At 49.6% G+C, this 16798-nt stretch carries 14 protein-coding genes and 1 pseudogene; 4 read left to right on the top strand and 11 right to left on the bottom strand.

The genetic code is table 11. From position 1 onward, the window contains the following. The 4 genes from HMPREF1548_RS30165 to HMPREF1548_RS25830 form a co-directional block, all read right to left on the bottom strand. Positions 1-456: hypothetical protein (locus HMPREF1548_RS30165; RefSeq protein WP_021639739.1), on the bottom strand; the 456-nt coding region annotated here is incomplete at its 3' end. A 189-nt stretch (positions 457-645) separates the two neighbouring features. Next, positions 646-2529 carry an ABC transporter ATP-binding protein gene (locus tag HMPREF1548_RS25840; protein WP_021639737.1) on the bottom strand — a complete coding sequence of 628 codons (1884 nt, stop codon included), beginning with the start codon at positions 2527-2529 and terminating at the stop codon, positions 646-648. Further along, the gene (locus tag HMPREF1548_RS25835; protein WP_021639736.1) at positions 2526-4262 is read right to left on the bottom strand and encodes an ABC transporter ATP-binding protein; all 1737 of its coding nucleotides are present in this window, start codon (positions 4260-4262) and stop codon (positions 2526-2528) included. Before HMPREF1548_RS25835 ends, HMPREF1548_RS25840 begins: the two co-directional genes overlap by 4 nt. Next, a complete protein-coding gene (locus tag HMPREF1548_RS25830; RefSeq protein WP_021639735.1) occupies positions 4259-4723 on the bottom strand; it encodes a MarR family winged helix-turn-helix transcriptional regulator in 465 nt (154 codons plus the stop codon). The genes HMPREF1548_RS25835 and HMPREF1548_RS25830 overlap by 4 nt, the downstream gene beginning before the upstream one ends. Before the next feature lie 426 nt (positions 4724-5149). Between HMPREF1548_RS25830 and HMPREF1548_RS25825 the strand changes: the two genes are divergently transcribed. Together HMPREF1548_RS25825 and HMPREF1548_RS25820 are read left to right on the top strand one after the other, a co-directional pair. Beyond that, positions 5150-7666, top strand: a complete 2517-nt coding sequence (locus HMPREF1548_RS25825; protein WP_021639733.1) for a ribonucleoside-diphosphate reductase subunit alpha — start codon at positions 5150-5152, stop codon at positions 7664-7666. Positions 7667-7753: 87 nt separating this feature from the next. Continuing rightward, positions 7754-8797, top strand: coding sequence for a ribonucleotide-diphosphate reductase subunit beta (locus HMPREF1548_RS25820; protein WP_025491314.1), 1044 nt, complete (start codon positions 7754-7756; stop codon positions 8795-8797). 89 nt (positions 8798-8886) lie between these two features. Here the strand turns inward: HMPREF1548_RS25820 and HMPREF1548_RS25815 are convergent, their stop codons facing one another. Genes HMPREF1548_RS25815 through HMPREF1548_RS25795 form a run of 5 tightly spaced genes read right to left on the bottom strand, consistent with a single transcriptional unit; the run spans position 8887 to position 14861 of the window. Continuing rightward, complete coding sequence (locus tag HMPREF1548_RS25815; RefSeq protein ID WP_035324076.1) at positions 8887-11016, bottom strand: beta-galactosidase; 2130 nt, start codon at positions 11014-11016, stop codon at positions 8887-8889. Between the two features lie 17 nt (positions 11017-11033). Beyond that, a complete protein-coding gene (locus HMPREF1548_RS25810) occupies positions 11034-12725 on the bottom strand; it encodes an extracellular solute-binding protein (RefSeq protein ID WP_021639730.1) in 1692 nt (563 codons plus the stop codon). A 33-nt stretch (positions 12726-12758) separates the two neighbouring features. Next, complete coding sequence (locus tag HMPREF1548_RS25805; RefSeq protein ID WP_021639729.1) at positions 12759-13661, bottom strand: carbohydrate ABC transporter permease; 903 nt, start codon at positions 13659-13661, stop codon at positions 12759-12761. A gap of 10 nt (positions 13662-13671) precedes the next feature. Continuing rightward, positions 13672-14604: an ABC transporter permease gene (locus HMPREF1548_RS25800; RefSeq protein ID WP_021639728.1), complete on the bottom strand. Its 933-nt coding sequence runs from the start codon at positions 14602-14604 to the stop codon at positions 13672-13674. A 41-nt stretch (positions 14605-14645) separates the two neighbouring features. After that, positions 14646-14861: a hypothetical protein gene (locus HMPREF1548_RS25795; RefSeq protein ID WP_025491310.1), complete on the bottom strand. Its 216-nt coding sequence runs from the start codon at positions 14859-14861 to the stop codon at positions 14646-14648. Positions 14862-15009: 148 nt separating this feature from the next. On the opposite strand from HMPREF1548_RS25795, the gene HMPREF1548_RS25790 reads away from it, so the two are divergent. Beyond that, positions 15010-15342 (top strand): helix-turn-helix transcriptional regulator, encoded by a 333-nt coding sequence (locus HMPREF1548_RS25790; RefSeq protein ID WP_021639726.1) that lies wholly within the window; start codon positions 15010-15012, stop codon positions 15340-15342. Positions 15343-15610: 268 nt separating this feature from the next. Here the strand turns inward: HMPREF1548_RS25790 and HMPREF1548_RS25785 are convergent, their stop codons facing one another. Then, positions 15611-16315: a metallophosphoesterase family protein gene (locus HMPREF1548_RS25785; RefSeq protein WP_051358481.1), complete on the bottom strand. Its 705-nt coding sequence runs from the start codon at positions 16313-16315 to the stop codon at positions 15611-15613. A gap of 41 nt (positions 16316-16356) precedes the next feature. Then, positions 16357-16491 (bottom strand): hypothetical protein, encoded by a 135-nt coding sequence (locus tag HMPREF1548_RS30725; RefSeq protein ID WP_021639723.1) that lies wholly within the window; start codon positions 16489-16491, stop codon positions 16357-16359. Positions 16492-16658: 167 nt separating this feature from the next. On the opposite strand from HMPREF1548_RS30725, the pseudogene HMPREF1548_RS29710 reads away from it, so the two are divergent. Beyond that, positions 16659-16798 (top strand): annotated as a pseudogene (locus HMPREF1548_RS29710) (pyridoxal 5'-phosphate synthase lyase subunit PdxS); the annotation flags it as partial.

Raw genomic sequence — 16798 nt, 5'->3', positions numbered from 1 at the left:
CCCCGCCGCAGCCAGATTGGCAGGGACAGCCTTGCGCAGAATACGGTACAAAAGCAGCAAGCTGCCCAGGGAGGCCAGGAAGGAAATTCCCCTGAGCCCGATATAAGGGCTTCCCAGCTTGTTCAGGACCGCCGACAACGCAGAGAAAAACACATGGTTATTCGGCAGCGGCCAATGAATCATGGAATAGATTACCCCTCTGTCAATAAAGTTTTCATAGGTATAAAGTTCATCGTACCAGGGCGGAATCGAGAACATACGCCATAGGTAATAAATCCCCATCCCGCAAAAAAGCAGGCAGAACAGGGCATTCTCCCTGAAAAATCCCGCAGGGCCGCGTTTTCCGACATCCTCGGAAGCCGTTGCCGTCTTGGAAGCATTTGCAGCCTCGGAAGCCGTTGCAGCCTTGGCGCCTTTGCCAGCTTCAGCGGCTTTGGTATTCTTTTTATTCTTCATTTCCAATCACCCAATCATTTTATTCTGCAGCCGTACCGCTTCCCCCGGCCGCTTTGTTTCTTTTTACAGTATGGACAGAAAAAACCGGCAGCCTCCTTTACGCTCCGGATAGCTGCCGGTTTTGTTTCCGCTTCCTGCACTGTCCGGCACGGTCTGCCGCATGGCGCAATTATATCATATCTTTTTCCATTATTCCAGTTCGCTCTTTCCTGTATACAGCTCGTAATATCTGCCCTTCATGGCAAGCAGGTCGTCATGGCTTCCTCTTTCGATGATCTCGCCGTGCTCCAGCACCATAATGGCATCGGCATTGCGAACCGTGGAAAGACGATGGGCAATGACCAGGGTGGTACGCTCCGCCATCAGACGGTCCATCCCCTTTTCAATATGTTTTTCCGTCCTGGTATCCACGGAGCTGGTCGCTTCATCCAGGATGAGAATGGGCGCCTTGGAAATCGCCGCCCTGGCAATGTTCAGAAGCTGCCTCTGGCCCTGGCTTAAATTCGCCCCGTCACCCTCAATCATGGTATCGTACCCCTTATCCAGCCTCATGATAAAGGAATGGGCGCTGGCCGTCCTGGCCGCCTGCTCCACCTCCTCATCCGTGGCATCCAGCCTGCCGTAACGGATATTTTCACGGACCGTCCCTGTAAAAAGATGGGTGTCCTGAAGCACCATGGCAATGTTGCGGCGGAGGTCATCCCTCGAGATATTTTTGATATCCACATCGTCAATGGTGATTTTGCCCTTATCAATGTCATAAAAACGGTTGATAAGGTTGGTAATCGTTGTTTTTCCGGCCCCCGTAGAGCCTACGAAGGCAATTTTCTGGCCTGGCTTTGCATACAGGGAAATATCCTTCAGAATCGTTTTATCCGGGTTGTAGCCAAAGGTCACATCCTCCAGCCGCACATAGCCTCTGCAGTTCGTCAGCTGCACCGCCTCCGGTCCGTCCTCCGGCTCCGGCTTCTCATCCATAACGGAGAAAACCCGTTCCGCACCGGCCAGCGCGGAAAAAATGGTATTCATCTGCATGGAAAGCTCATTAATAGGTCTGCTGAACTGCCTGGAATAATTCACAAACACGGTAAGCCCGCCGATATCAAAACCCCTGAGCACACAGAGGATGCCGCCGATACAGGCTGTCAGTGAATAGCCTACCTGCCCCAGGTTTCCCATGACAGGCCCCATGATACCTCCGAAAAACTGCGCCATAATCTGCTTATCCCGCAGATCATAATTTAAATAAGAAAATTCCTCCTCCGCAATCTCCTCATGGCAGAATACCTTGACCACCTTCTGTCCCGTTACCGTTTCCTCAATATAGCCGTTCAGCGTTCCCAGCGCCGCCTGCTGCGCCTTGTAAAACCTGCGGCTGCGCATGGTGACAAAACGCGCTGCCTGCATCATCAGCGGCACCGTAACCACGGTAATCAGCGTCAGCCAGACATTGGTATATACCATCAGGCAGAAGGTGCCGATAACATTGATCATACTGGAAATGATCTGGACCACGGTATTGTTCAGCATTTCCCCCACCGCATCCACGTCGTTGGTAAAACGGCTCATAATATCACCGTGGTTGTTTGTATCATAAAACCGGACCGGCAGCTTTTGAATTTTTGCAAACAGCTCATTTCTTATTTTAAAAATAGCATGCTGGGATATCCCAATCATCACGCGGGACTGCAAATACTGGGCAACGATTCCCACCGCATAAATACACGCCATAATCACCAGGGAATGCAGCAGCTTATCCGCGCTCCCATTTGAGGAAGTCAGGCTGTTTATGATGGGACGCAGCATATAGGAACCGGCCAGCATGGCAATGGTATTAATTATGACACATGTAAAAACCAGCGCAAGCTTGTATTTTTCCTCCTGGATATAGGAAAGCAGCCTTTTTATGGTTTTTCCCGCATTCTTCGGCTTGCCTCCGGGCATCCGCCCACGGCCTCTTCCCGGCCCGGGGCCTCCAGGCCTGGGTCCGCCGGGACCTTTTCCCTGTGCGCCGGCCTGCTGCGCCGCATAGGAATATTTTCTAATCAACGCTTCTTTTCTGGCCTCGTTCATGATGCGCTCACCTCCCTGTCCATCTGGGAATAGTAGATTTCCTGATAAGCCTCACAGCCGGCCAGCAGCTCCTCATGCCTGCCAAGCCCTACAATCTTTCCTTCATCCATTACCACGATCTGATCCGCATTCATGACGGAGGTGATGCGCTGCGCAATGATCAGCTTGGTGGTATCCTTCAGCGTCCCGGTAAAGCTTTCCCTGATTTTTGCCTCCGTTGCCGTGTCCACCGCGCTGGTGCTGTCGTCGAGAATCAGGATTTTCGGCTGCTTTAAAAGAGCCCTTGCGATACATAACCGCTGCTTCTGGCCGCCGGACACATTGACGCCGCCCTGGCCCAGCTGGGTCTGATAGCCATCGGGGAAGGTTTGCAGGAAGGCATCCGCCTGTGCCGCTTCCGAAGCCGCACGTACCGCCTCCTGCGAAGCTTCCTCGTCGCCCCACATCAGATTCTCCTCAATCGTACCTGAAAAAAGCACATTTTTCTGCAAAACCATGCCCACGCCATTTCTCAGGTTTTTCAGGGAATAATCTCTCACATCCACGCCGTCCACCAATATCCTTCCTTCATCCGCATCATAAAGCCGGGGAATCATGGAAACAAGCGTTGTCTTGCCGCAGCCGGTGGAGCCGATTATCCCCACCGTCTGGCCAGGCTCTATGGTCAGGCTGACATCGTCAAGCACCTTCTCCTGGCTGTCCTTATAATACCGGAAGGAAACCTGCTGAAACTCAATCCGCCCCTCCTGCACCGTTTTTGATGTCTGTTTTGCATTCTCGTCCGTCAAATCGATTTCCGTATCAAGGATTTCGTTGATTCTCCTGGCGCTGGCAACCGCCCTGGAGCTTTGCAAAAAAACCATGGCCAGCATCATCAGTGACATGAGGACCTGCACGATATAGGTAGTAAAGGCTGTCAGGTTTCCTACCTGCATATCCCCCACAAGCACCTGCTTTCCGCCCATCCATACCACTGCCAGCGTGGTTGCGTTCATAAAAAAAGCCATGAGGGGCATCTGCAGGATAACCACCTTGAAGGCCCGCAGGCTGGAATCCTTTAAATCCTCATTGGAATCGGAAAAACGCTTTTCTTCATATTCCCCTCTGACAAAGGATTTAATAACCCGCACATTCTGCAGCGTTTCCTGGATATTGGAGTTAACCTTATCCAGCTTCTTCTGCATGATGGTAAACCTTGGGAAAGCCGTCCTCATAATGATTGTAATGGCAATGATCATGACCGGCATGATAACCAGAAATACCCTGGCCAGCCTTGCGTTCATGGAAAAAGCCATGATAATGGCTCCGATGAGCATTCCCGGGGCGCGCAGCATCATCCTTAACCCCATCATAATCAGGTTCTGTACCTGCGTGATATCATTGGTCAGCCTGGTCACAAGGGAACCGGTGGAAAAAGCATCAATATTTGCAAAGGAAAACTTCTGCACCTTTTTAAAACAGTCATTCCGCAGATCAGCGCCGAAGCTGATGGATGCCTTGGAAGCAAACCAGGCCCCGCCGATCCCGCCGCCCATCATAATGAAAGCAATAGCGATCATCGTCAGCCCCGTTCCGATAATATAGGGCACATCCCGGTTGGCCGCGCCCACATTGATAATCCTGGCCATATAGGCAGGCAGGATAACCTCACCGGCCACCTCTGTAATCATAAGAATCGGCCCTAAAATAAACGCATACCAGTAGGGCTTCACGTACTTCAGATACCGTTTCATTTACTGTCCTCCCCGTCCAGGCGGCTGTTCTCATCTGCCATATTTTTATAAGCCCGTTCCATAAAGTCCAAAAACTGCGCCATTTCTTCATCCGTAAAGCCATCAAAAAAGCACCGGTCCGTCTCCTCGAAAATAAGAAAGCTTTTATGGATGACCTCCTTCCCCTTTTCCGTCACGCTTACCTGGTTGATCCGATTGTCGGCTTCATCCGCCAGCCGGGTAATATAGCCTCCCTTTTCCAGCTTCTTCAAAGACACTGCTATAGCGGCCGCCGAAACATCAAACTTCTCCGCCAATCCCACCTGGGAGCAGTTGGGATTCCTGTACAGCTCCATTAAAAGCCTGTGCTGCGTGGGATACACCCCCGTATGGCAGACCTTCCTGTCCAGATAACGCCGCAGCATGGTATCCACCCTGCGGAACATCCTGATTGAATTGTGCGCCAATTCCTTTCTTTCCATCTTTTTCCGGCCGCCGCTCCTGCACGGCCCCTCCTTTTCTCCATTAGTCTGCCAGTTTCTCCTGGCAAAGGTTAAAGTTAATGTGTTAACCCTTAAACCAATTAATAGTTATCTAGTTAATAATTTTAATTATAACTATAATAAAAGTCAAGCATATCTCCAATAATAATATGGAAAGAACAGATAGCTGCAGCCTGTGATAAACAATATCAGGAATCGTTCTTGTATTTGAACTAGATATAGTATATAATGGACTCAATTCGGCAAAGAAAACACTACTTTTAGTGCTGCAGCTATCTCCGTCCGCTATCTGCAGCAGCGGCCGGAGCCTGCCACACCAGATATGGTTTTAAGCAATCATACATAAAAAAAAACGCCGGCCGCCGGAATTTTTTTACCAGGCGGTCCCGTTTAAAGGAGACAGAAATGGAAATCACAAAGCGCAACGGCCGCAGCGAAACCTATGACGGCCATAAAATCATTACCGCCATGAAAAAGGCATTTGAAAGTACCGGAAGTAATCCCGCCCCCTCTGTTATGGCGGATCTGCTTCATGCCGTAGAGGAAGGGCTTTACGAACAGAATATCACCAGCGTGGAAGGCATCCAGGATCAGGTGGAGCGTACTCTGATGGAACAGGGCTTTTTTGCGGAAGCGAAAAATTATATTCTCTACCGCCAGAAGCGTTCCCTTCTCCGGGATGCCAGGGCCGCCCTCAGCCAGTCCGCCTCCGACAGGAAGCTGGAACAGGTTTTCAGAAAAATACAGAAGGATTTTCCCCAGGAGGAGTATTCCCTCCTGCATCTTTCCGCCAAGTACACCGCTTTTTCCAAACCTGACATGAAGCCGGAGGAAAAGCTGTCCGCTCTCATAAAAGCTGCCGTGGAGCTGACTACCCAGGAAGCCCCGCGCTGGGAGTTCATTGCCGCCAGGCTTCTCAATTACCAGAGCCGCCAGGCCATCGATGCACGCATGGAAGAAGCGCGCATTACCTGCTTTTATGAAAAGCTGCGCTATCTCACCGATCAGGGCTTGTATGGAAGCTATATTTTAGAACAATACAGCCGGGAGGAAATTGAGGAAGCGGCGCTATTTCTGGATGACAGCCGGGATGAGCTGTTCACCTACGCAGGTCTGGATCTGCTCCTCAAGCGGTACTGCATCCGCACGAAGCACCATATTCTTCTGGAAACGCCCCAGGAAATGTTCCTTGGCATCGCGCTCCACCTGGCCATGAAGGAAAAACAGAACCGGCTTATCTGGGTCAGAAAATTCTATGACTGCCTCAGCCGTATGGAGGTGACTATGGCAACTCCCACCCTCTCCAATGCGCGTAAGCCTTACCATCAGCTTTCCAGCTGCTTCATTGACACGGTGCCTGACAGCCTGGATGGAATTTACCGCAGTGTGGATAATTTTGCCCAGGTCAGCAAATTCGGGGGCGGTATGGGGCTGTACTTTGGAAAGGTGCGCGCCACCGGAAGCTCCATCCGCGGCTTTGAAGGTGCGGCAGGCGGCGTCATCCGCTGGATTAAGCTGGTAAACGATACCGCTGTGGCTGTGGATCAGCTGGGCATGAGACAGGGAGCGGCTGCGGTCTATCTGGACGCCTGGCACCGGGATCTGCCTGAATTCCTGCAGCTGCGCACCAATAATGGGGATGACCGTATGAAAGCCCATGATATTTTTCCCGCGGTCTGCTATCCCGACCTGTTCTGGAAAATGGCGAAGGAGAATCTGAATCAGGACTGGTATCTCATGTGTCCCCATGAGATACTCACCGTAAGGGGCTACTCCCTGGAAGACTATTATGGCGGGGAATGGGAAAAACGCTATCTGGAATGCATTCAGGACTCCCGTATTTCCAAACGCGTCATTTCCCTGAAGGAAATCGTCCGCCTGATTCTGAAATCAGCGGTAGAAACCGGAACTCCTTTTACGTTCAACCGGGATATCGTAAACCGCGCCAACCCCAACAGCCACCGGGGCATGATTTACTGCTCCAATCTGTGTACGGAAATAGCGCAGAACATGTCTCCCATCGAGACTGTCAGTACGGAAATCAAATCAGAAAACGGGGATACCGTCATCGTCACCACAACCCGCCCCGGGGATTTTGTTGTCTGCAACCTGGCAAGCCTCTCCCTGGGTAATCTTCCTGTGGAAAACGACGCCTGCCTTTCTGATGTGGTAGCCACCGCAGTGCGCGCCCTGGACAATGTGATCGATCTGAATTTTTATGCCCTGCCCTATGCCAAACTGACCAACCGCCGTTACCGCAGCATTGGCCTGGGCGTCAGCGGCTATCACCATATGCTGGCCAAGCGTCAGATTCCCTGGGAAAGTGAACAGCACCTATCCTTTGTGGATGATGTCTTTGAACGTATCAACCGCGCTGCAATCGCTGCCAGCTCTGCCATTGCCGCAGAAAAAGGCAGCTATGAATACTTTGAAGGAAGTGACTGGCAGTCCGGCGCCTATTTTGACAAGAGAGGCTATACCTCCCCCGAATGGGAACAGGTACGGCAAAACGTGGCTGCCCATGGCATACGGAACGCCTATCTGCTGGCGGTGGCTCCCACCAGTAGCACCAGCATCCTTTCAGGTACCACTGCAGGTCTGGATCCGGTGATGAAACGGTTTTTCCTGGAAGAAAAAAAAGGCTTTATGCTGCCCCGTGTCGCTCCCGAGCTGTCCATGAAAACCTACTGGTATTATAAAAATGCCCATCTCATTGACCAGAGCATGAGTGTCCGCGCCTGCGGCGTGCGGCAGCGCCATATCGACCAGGCGCAGAGCATGAACCTATATATCACCAATGATTATACCCTCCGCCAGGTACTCTCCCTCTATGTGCAGGCCTGGGAATGCGGAGTAAAAACCATTTATTACGTACGCAGCAAATCTCTGGAGGTAGAGGAGTGCGAAAGCTGCTCCTCCTAAGTAAAAGGCCCCGGCGGCCAGACGGCTGATAAGCGGCTGAAATAAACAGAACCGGCCATATCCCTGCCGGACAGAAAGGACAGAAGCATGAACGAATTAAGGAAAAAACCCCTTTTTAACCCGGAAGGAGATACGGATGTGCGTCTCCGCCGGATGATTAACGGCAATACCACAAACCTGAACGATTTCAATAATATGCGTTATCCCTGGGTCAGCGACTGGTACCGCCAGGCCATGAATAATTTCTGGATCCCCGAGGAAATCAACCTTTCCACAGATGTAAAGGACTATCCCCGCCTGTCCCCTGCGGAACGGACAGCCTATGATAAAATCCTGAGCTTCCTCGTCTTCCTGGACTCCATCCAGACCGCCAACCTGCCTCATATCGGCGAGTATATCACCGCCAATGAGGTGAATCTCTGCCTCTCCATCCAGACCTTCCAGGAATGCGTGCACAGCCAGAGCTACAGCTATATGCTCGACACCATCTGCAACCCCACGGAGCGCGATGCCATCCTCTATCAGTGGAAGGATGATGAACACCTTCTTCGCAGAAACACCTTTATCGGGAACTGCTATAATGAGTTCCAGGAGCACAGGGATTCCTTTACTCTCCTTAAGGTTATGATGGCCAATTTCATTCTGGAGGGCATCTATTTCTACAGCGGCTTCATGTTCTTCTATAACCTGAGCCGCAATGGCAAAATGCCCGGTTCCGCCCAGGAAATCCGCTATATTAACCGGGACGAGAATACCCATCTGTGGCTTTTCCGCAATATCATTCTGGAACTGCAGAAGGAAGAGCCTGAACTTTTTACGCCGGAAAATATCGCTGTCCTGAAAGAAATGCTGGAAGAAGGCGTCCGTCAGGAAATTGACTGGGGCCATTATTGTATCGGCAACGCCATACCCGGACTGACAAAGGATATGATAACAGACTATATCCATTATCTGGGCAATCTGCGATGGACCAGTCTCGGTTATGAACCGCTCTACCCCGGGCATACTGCCGAACCGGAAAGTATGGCCTGGGTCAGCCAATATTCCAATGCCAACATGGTCAAGACCGATTTCTTTGAGGCAAAAAGCACGGCCTACGCCAAAAGTACGGCTTTGGTGGATGATCTGTAAACTGGAGTCAGCACATCAGATAAGTACATGCGGGCAGAGGTTCCTTCCCGGAACCTCCGCCCTGTTTTATTCTCATTTCAATAATGCTTTTAAGCAAGCTGCAGCGGAATTCTGTATTCCTTCTCCGCCGTCAGGGTATTTACCACGGCTTCCCCGCCATCCGGCAAATCCGGCCATGTTTCAATGTAAACAGGCATATTTCTGTCGAGGCGGTGGATAACAAGCTCCACCTTCTCCGGAAAATCAAACCTTTTCAATCCAATCTCCCAAAGCTGTCCGGTATAAAAATGATCCCCTTCTTTGGTTCCGTTGATAAAAAGCTCCAGGCTTTCCCCCGTATAATCCAGCTTCAGGAACACATCCTCCGGTATTCTTCCTCCGAAGAAGCCCTGTTCCCGGTAAATGCCGTCATATTCTATCTCCACCTCATACCGGGTACTGTCTGCGTCCCTGTATTCAGTCATTTTACAACGCAGGGGCTGTGGCTTCGGGCTGTTTGACATTGTATAAATGGTATAAATTCCCTCCGTCCTGCTTTTCTCAAATCCTTCCGGACTCTGCGCCAGCTCCGGATAAGCTGCAAATTCCACTGTTTCATTGGCTTTCGGACGGTACAGGATATCGCAGCCCTGCTCCCTTTTAATCACGGGATATCCGCATATGAGCAGATGCTCTTCCCCTCCAGCCTCTATCTTCCAGGAATGCAGCGCCTCCTGCCTTGACAGGCATACAAGCTCGTTTTTCCCCGGTTCTCCCGTCACTTTGAAATCCGGATCCTTTCCGTAAAAGCAATAGCGGTTTCCATCGCCCCTGTGAAGAACGCACAGCGGTGTTGCATTTGCGCAAAGCAGCTCCGCGTTTTCTCCAATGGGAAAATGAAATGGATAGAAAAAGTAATCTCCGTCATGGATGTCCTGCGCTTCGAACTGAATACACTCCCCGGGAAGCTCTGCCTTTAAGGTAACTGCGTTATGTTCCGCCAGTTTTTTTCTTCTCTGATAATTATTGACAAACAGATATCCGCTGCTGCCATTCCGCCTTACTGCTGTACGCAGGCGGGATACATCATTGGGATCCTCCGGATTTTCCTCCGTAAGATAAGTATCCATCCTGCAGAACTCTTCACCGAAATCATGCAGAAACATGGCATATAATTTCAGCTCCAGCGCAGTGTCGGATATTTGCCCGTATTCTCTGATCGGCGCATTAAAATCATAGGAATATTCCGGAAGGTCATTGGGATATCCCGTTTCCCGGGATTCCTGCAGCGTACTTCGCTTTCCATGAGGATTAGTGCCTCCATGATACATATAATATCCCAGCAGGTTCGCTCCGCAGCCAAGCTTCGTCAAAGTCATTGCGCCGATATCCCGGTTAGAAGCCACCGGCCTTCTGTGTTTTGTTACCTGGATACCGCCGCCCAGCTCCGCTGTCAGATACGGGAATTTATCACATGACCAGGTCAGGTCCTCCCCTTTTCTCTGATCGCTGCCGATATTGCGGTCATTGCGTTCCCGGGTAAATACATAGTTCACACTTGGCTCAATCTCTGTAATTCGCGGATCCCAGGGCGCATCGCAATAGCCTCCCAGCACCGGCAAAAGCCCGCCGGTTGCCGCTCCGCCCCAGCCAGTCGCGGTATAATAGGGTACCTCAAAACCGGCCTTCACAGCCAGCTCTTTCAACCGGCGCATGTGCGCTTCCCCGTCTTCTGCCTGCAGCCCGCCGCAGTGCCCATATTCATTTTCAATCTGTACTCCGATGATCGGGCCGCCGTCCTTTAAAAGATATCCTTGCACCTCTTCAAAAACTCTATTATAATAAGCTTCTACACAGGCAAAATATCTCTCATCATTCGTACGCGGCTCATATTCTTTCTGCAACAGCCAGTCTGGAAAGCCTCCATTGCGTACCTCTCCGTGGCACCACGGCCCGATTCTCAGGAAAATCAGAACCCCGCATTTATCCGCAGCCGCCAGAAATTTCCGAAGATTCCTGCATCCGGTAAAATCATATCTTCCTTCTTCCTCTTCATGATGTATCCAGATTACATAGGTTGATACCACATCCACGCCGCAGGCTTTCATTTTATACAGCGATTCCTCCCAGTAACGATCCGGGTATCTGCTGTAATGGAACTCTCCCATCACCGGAAACCATGGTCTGCCGTTTCTGGTTAAATACTCCGGAGTCCAGCCAAATACTTCTTTCGCATTCAAATGCTTCACCTTTCCTTCTACTGCAGCGACGGCCATGCAAAATCAATGCCCAGTTTTTGCTTATTTTTATGGAATTTTTCATTCTGGAACTCATACAGCTGGTCAAATCCCATACTCTTTATCTGATCGATTGCCTGCTGGTATAGCTTCTCGCATTCTTCCTCACTGGAAGCCATAATCATCTGAGGCTCAGCTGATTTCCAATATTCATCAATCGATGCCTTAATCGCTGCCAGATCCGTTCCCGCCATCGGGTTAATGTCTGAAAAACACTTGTCATCATACAACTGCGCATCTTTATCGCGCTCCATATTGATACGGTCTTTTTCCAGCTCATTTTCAACATTCAGATTCTCATATTTCTGAATGATCGTATAATCCATGGCAAAACTCAGATTCATATTATATTTGTTATAAGCGGCGTTATAATCGTCTTCATATTCCTTCACCGCCTCTTCTTTCCTTATGGCTTTGCCGTCAACAATATCATAACAGCCGCAGCCATATTCCTCATCCAGAGCAGCTTCTTCCTGCGTCAGGTAGGAGAATAATGAAATAATCCTGTCCGGATGCTCCGCACTTTTTGTAATCATTGTGGTTGTCCAGCCTGCCGCATTAATGGATGACAGATAGTGCTGGTTGCCCGAATCACCGGTTGTAATAGAGCCGCAGTAAAGCATTTTCGCATTGGGATCGCTCGAATAGAGAGCGGATCTCGGCTGCTTAACCGTCATCCAGCCCTGCGCCATAAATACCTGGCCGCTGGCCACCTTCTGGTCACGCTGTGTCTGATCCTGGGTAAATTCATCTGTAGTAATCAGGCCTTCCCGGTACAGCCTGTTATAAAACTTCAGAGCTTCCAGGTATTCCGGCTGCAGCTTGATATCCTGAAGGTTCCCTTCCTTATCCTCCAGCTGCGCACCGAACTGCTGCGCCATATTTGTGGCATAAACTCCTGTCAGAGGTATTACATCCATACCGTCATACTGAAGGTTTTCGTCTTTCACCTTTTTCAGAGCCTCATAAAAGCCTTCCTTTGTTTTCAGATCCTCCATTGACATTCCGATCTGCTCCAGTAAATCCGTTCTTACGAAGTTACTGTTATGGGTAACAAGAAATCCTCCGAATTCATCAGTGCATCTTTCCGGCCCATAGTAAAAGCTGACCAGGGAATACCATTTTCCGTCATCATTGCGGTACCAGTCCTTCTGGGACTGCGGCACATTCAAATCAGGCGCATACTTTTCCGATAATTCTTCCAGATCCAGAACCATCCCGGAATCCTCCATCTGAAGCCTCTGTGAAGCCACTGCGTCAAAGGTAACCACATCGGGCAGTTCTCCCGATACAATCAGTGCATTCAGTTTGTCCGCATTACCGGTAATTACATTAATCGTAATTCCTGTTTCGGTCTGCAGCTTCTTATCCGCCATATTGTTTACAGGATCAAATACCTTACCATACCAGTCATATGCCACAAACCAGTCAATGGTGATAGGGCTGGTATCCTTTTTCCAGCTCGGTGTCTCTCCGGCCGCCTCTGCGGATTCCTCTACTGCCTTCTCCGTGCTTTCCTGTTCCCCCGTCTGCGCAGCTTCGGACGCAGCTGGCTCCGACGGCGCATTCTCTGTCTTCGCCCCACAGCCTGCCAGCATGCTCACGCACAGCATACCTGCCATAACGGCATTCCATAATTTCTTTCCTCTCATAGGAAACCTCCCTTTAAAAATTTATTGTTGTAGTTATCCCTTCACTGCTCCGATTGTCATACCCTTTACAAAGTATTTCTGCAGGAACGGATAAATAGCTACCACCGGAAGCGCCGTAACCGCCATAGCGGCCAGCTTCACCGACTGTGCGGTAATTTTGGCCGCCGCGTCAGGCACCACCCTGGCCGCCGTAGCCCCCATTCCCGCCGCAACGGACGGATCGGTAATTACCTTTTTCAGATACAGCTGAATCGTCTGCAGGGACACATCCGCAGTATACATCATGGAATCAAAATAGCTGTTCCAGTGCCCCACTATCGTAAAGAGAGCAATTGCCGCAATAACCGGCTTGCTCAAAGGCAGAATAATCTGCAGGAAAATTCGGTATTCCCCGGCTCCGTCCATTTTGGCCGATTCATTCAATGCCTCGGGCAGCTCCCGCATAAAAGACTGGATAATGATCATATTCCATACATTAAACAGGGACGGAATAATATACACCCAGAAGGTATTGTACAAATGAAGGCTTCTGATCAGCAGAAAATAAGGAATCAGGCCTCCTCCGAAAAACATGGTGAACATAATAAACGGTACATATATTTTCTTGAATTTAAGATTCGGCCTGCACAGCCCGTAGGATACCAGGCAGGTAAACAGCACGCTGGTCACGGTTCCCACCGCACACTTCGCCACGGTAACTGCAAATGCTCCGATTATGCTTCTGTCCCGGAATACGGCCTTGAAATTATCCAGCGTCCACACCCTCGGCCACAGATAGACGCCGCCGCGCATATAGTCCTTTCCTTCATTAAAAGCCCCTACAATAATAAACCACAAAGGATAGGCCATAATAAAAATGAAAATTATCATTATAATAATATTAATCACATCAAATGGCTTAACCCTGCCAACCTTTCTTTCCTCGTCCACGCTCATCCCGCCTTCCTTAAAAAAGTCCTTTTCCGGTTATCTTATTGGAGCTCTTATTGGCTGCCCACAAAAGGATTACCGCAATTACTGATTTGAACAGGCCCACGGCCGTCGCATAGGAATACCGCTGCTGCGTCATGCCTATTTTGTAAACATAGGTATCAATCGTCTCACTCGCGCTGATATTCAGCGAATTCTGCAGAATCAGCACCTGTTCAAACCCGGTATTAAGAATATTGCTTATCTGAAATATCAGCATGATGACAATCGTCCCCATAATGGCCGGGATCGTGATATATATAATTTTCTGAAACCTGTTTGCCCCGTCAATGTATGAAGCTTCGTACATATCCTGATCTACAGAGGTAATGGCAGATATGTAAAGTATCGAGCCATATCCGATGCTTTTAATTACTGAAATAATAGTGAATATCATATAAAATTTACCCGGATCAGCCATCAGGTTCAGACTGCCGTCCACCAGATGGAGCGTGTTCAGCATCTTATTGACAATCCCCCCGGAGGCCAGAAGCTCAAGCATGATGCCGCCGAATATAACCCAGGACAGGAAATGCGGAAGATAGGATACCGTCTGCGCCAGCTTCCGGAATCTTTTCCCTCTCAGCTCGGTAATTAAGATTGCAAGCAGTACCGGCGCGGGAAAGCCTATCAGCAGCCCCAGAAGATTTATCATAACCGTGTTCTTCAGAACCAGCGGCAGCTGAGGATCCGTAAGAAACTGACGGAAATATTTCAGTCCTACAAACTCCCCTCCGGCAAAGCCGGACATAATATTAAAATCCTTAAATGCAATAATGATCCCGTACATGGGAATATAGCTGAATATAAACAGGAAAATCAGCCCCGGCCAAACCATTGACTGAATTTCCAGCTGTCCCTTTAACCTGTCCTTATTCCAGGTATGTACTTTCCCTGCTTTACCGCCCATTTTCTTTTCCTCCTGATTTCGTACTGTTCTTCCTGATGCCGTCAGGCCGCACCCTCCAGCAATGCCATCAGTGCCGCCTGTTCCACGCCCATTGCCCTGCAGATACAGAGCAGTTCACTTCCGCTGATAGTATCCTCCCCCAGAAAAATCATGAGAATCCTCTGGTAATCAATCCCGGTCAGATGCGCCAGCATGCTGCAGTTTATTTTCTTTTCCGTCATACAGTCCGTTAAAAACCGTATCAGCTTTTTGTTCATATTTCCTCCCCTTAAAATCGATTTTTTCGCTCTTTTACCATTATATAATCGAATTATTCGTCTTGTCAACATATTTAATTCGAATTTTTCAACTAATAAATTGACTTGTTACAGGCAATCCTGTATTATGCAGTTGTGAGGTGACAATATGGCGAATAAACAGTTTGGCAATACTCTTCGTACTTTACGCAAGGCCAGAGGATATACACAGCAGCAAGCCGCCGATCTGCTCGGCCTGAAGAATAAAAGTACCCTGGCTTCCTGGGAGGTCGGCAAGTCTGAACCTGACGGATACACATTTTTAAAGCTGTGCAGGCTGTACGGCGTCAGCGATATTTACAGTGCTTTCAATGAAATGCCCCCGACAGCGCAGGTTACCAATGGAATTCTGGAAAGCTACACACTGCTGAGGGATGACTATAAAAAAATGATTGATAATATGATTTTCCAGCTGCTGGATATTCAGGAAAAGCTCAAATAACAGACTTCGCTTTCAGAAATCATGTTCCCGGGACTGAGCTTTCAGGGAATCAGAGGCCGGGATTCCGGCAAAAAAAGAATATGGAAATGGACAGAGCCTTCTCAGCGCAGCCAGCAGTGTACATCCCTGCCGGCCGAGCTGAGAAGGCTCTTGTTATTTTTTATGTTTCATTACTATTGCCACAGGTTTATCACCTGCGGATTACCCGGGCCGTATATTTCTTCCAATGTAATTAATGTAACCCGGGCCCCGCTTCACTCCTCGTCCTTCACCGCCCCCGCAGCTCATTCACCTCCATTTTATTCACAATTCCTTCCGCAGTCACACCCGGATGCGTCACCCTTATCCGGCATACCTGCTCCACAAAATCCTGCGGCAGCTTCCATTTTAAGGACATTTCTGCAATTGTTTCCCCTTTGTCCATTCCCCTGAGAATCCTGCCGACCGCTTTTCTGCGATCCGCTTCCGGCGGCATGGTTTCCCTGCAGCCGGCTGCCGGGCTTATGTTTTTTCCGTATTCTGCGGTTTCCAGATCTATCCGTTCCACCGCAGCTATTTTTCCGTCCAGCAGGGTAACGGCCGCCATGGTAAGCGGAAGCCTGAATCTTCTTTTCCCACAGCTGCCCGGATTCAGCCAGCATCTTCCTTCCGCCCATTCCTCACTGTATTTATGGGAATGGCCGAAAATCACAAGCTTCACATTCTCCCCTGTTTCCCGGATATCTTTTCTGTTATGGATCAGAAAAATGGGAACGCCCTCCAGTTCAAACCGCAGCGATTCCGGCAGCTGCCCGGCCCAGCCGCCGTCATTGTTCCCCCGCACCAGATAAAGGGGTTTTTGCCCCTTCAGCTTCTCATAAATGTCCGGCGTATCCACATCTCCTGCATGGATCACCGCATCACAGCCCTCAATCAAATCAATCGTCTCCTGCCTGAGCAGCCCATGGGTATCCGCTATCACCGCAACCCGCATTTCCTGCCACCTGCCTTCCCACCATCGATCCGGGGCAGTTTTCAAGCATGTACCAGCACCCGGTATTCCCTGTGAAATCCATAGTTCTCATTTTCCGCTTTCTGCAGGCCGCCTCTGTCCATGAGGACCTGCTCCACATAATTCTGACATCCTTCCGTCAATTCTTTTTTCATCATACCTCTTTCTGCATTTGGGAACAATAAGAATCCCTTTATCTTAAAAAAATATTAAACGTCTCCCCTTTTCCAAAACTGGCATGGTTAAAAAGTTGCAAAATGGCACTTTCTATCATGCCACTTTTATGTATAATAAAATGCAAGCAATTGCAACAGGAGGTAACCGCATGACTGAAAACAGATATGAACTGAATAAAGAGCTAGCACAGATGCTCAAAGGCGGCGTTATCATGGATGTCACCACGCCGGAGCAGGCCAGGATCGCAGAAGCGGCAGGCGCCTGCGCCGTCATGGCCCTGGAGCGTAT

It is taken from the genome of Clostridium sp. KLE 1755 (assembly GCF_000466465.2).
Taxonomy (GTDB): domain Bacteria; phylum Bacillota; class Clostridia; order Lachnospirales; family Lachnospiraceae; genus Eisenbergiella; species Eisenbergiella porci.
Note: the sequence above shows the minus strand (reverse complement) of the source record. Positions and strands in the feature narration are given on the sequence as shown.

What these genes read in the sequence shown, in the direction of transcription:
- HMPREF1548_RS25840 (WP_021639737.1), bottom strand. Translation starts at nt 2,529, where the DNA reads ATGAACGAGGCCAGAAAAGAAGCGTTGATTAGAAAATATTCCTATGCG.
- HMPREF1548_RS25835 (WP_021639736.1), bottom strand. Translation starts at nt 4,262, where the DNA reads ATGAAACGGTATCTGAAGTACGTGAAGCCCTACTGGTATGCGTTTATT.
- HMPREF1548_RS25830 (WP_021639735.1), bottom strand. Translation starts at nt 4,723, where the DNA reads ATGGAAAGAAAGGAATTGGCGCACAATTCAATCAGGATGTTCCGCAGG.
- HMPREF1548_RS25825 (WP_021639733.1), top strand. Translation starts at nt 5,150, where the DNA reads ATGGAAATCACAAAGCGCAACGGCCGCAGCGAAACCTATGACGGCCAT.
- HMPREF1548_RS25820 (WP_025491314.1), top strand. Translation starts at nt 7,754, where the DNA reads ATGAACGAATTAAGGAAAAAACCCCTTTTTAACCCGGAAGGAGATACG.
- HMPREF1548_RS25810 (WP_021639730.1), bottom strand. Translation starts at nt 12,725, where the DNA reads ATGAGAGGAAAGAAATTATGGAATGCCGTTATGGCAGGTATGCTGTGC.
- HMPREF1548_RS25805 (WP_021639729.1), bottom strand. Translation starts at nt 13,661, where the DNA reads ATGAGCGTGGACGAGGAAAGAAAGGTTGGCAGGGTTAAGCCATTTGAT.
- HMPREF1548_RS25800 (WP_021639728.1), bottom strand. Translation starts at nt 14,604, where the DNA reads ATGGGCGGTAAAGCAGGGAAAGTACATACCTGGAATAAGGACAGGTTA.
- HMPREF1548_RS25795 (WP_025491310.1), bottom strand. Translation starts at nt 14,861, where the DNA reads ATGAACAAAAAGCTGATACGGTTTTTAACGGACTGTATGACGGAAAAG.
- HMPREF1548_RS25790 (WP_021639726.1), top strand. Translation starts at nt 15,010, where the DNA reads ATGGCGAATAAACAGTTTGGCAATACTCTTCGTACTTTACGCAAGGCC.
- HMPREF1548_RS25785 (WP_051358481.1), bottom strand. Translation starts at nt 16,315, where the DNA reads ATGCGGGTTGCGGTGATAGCGGATACCCATGGGCTGCTCAGGCAGGAG.
- HMPREF1548_RS30725 (WP_021639723.1), bottom strand. Translation starts at nt 16,491, where the DNA reads ATGATGAAAAAAGAATTGACGGAAGGATGTCAGAATTATGTGGAGCAG.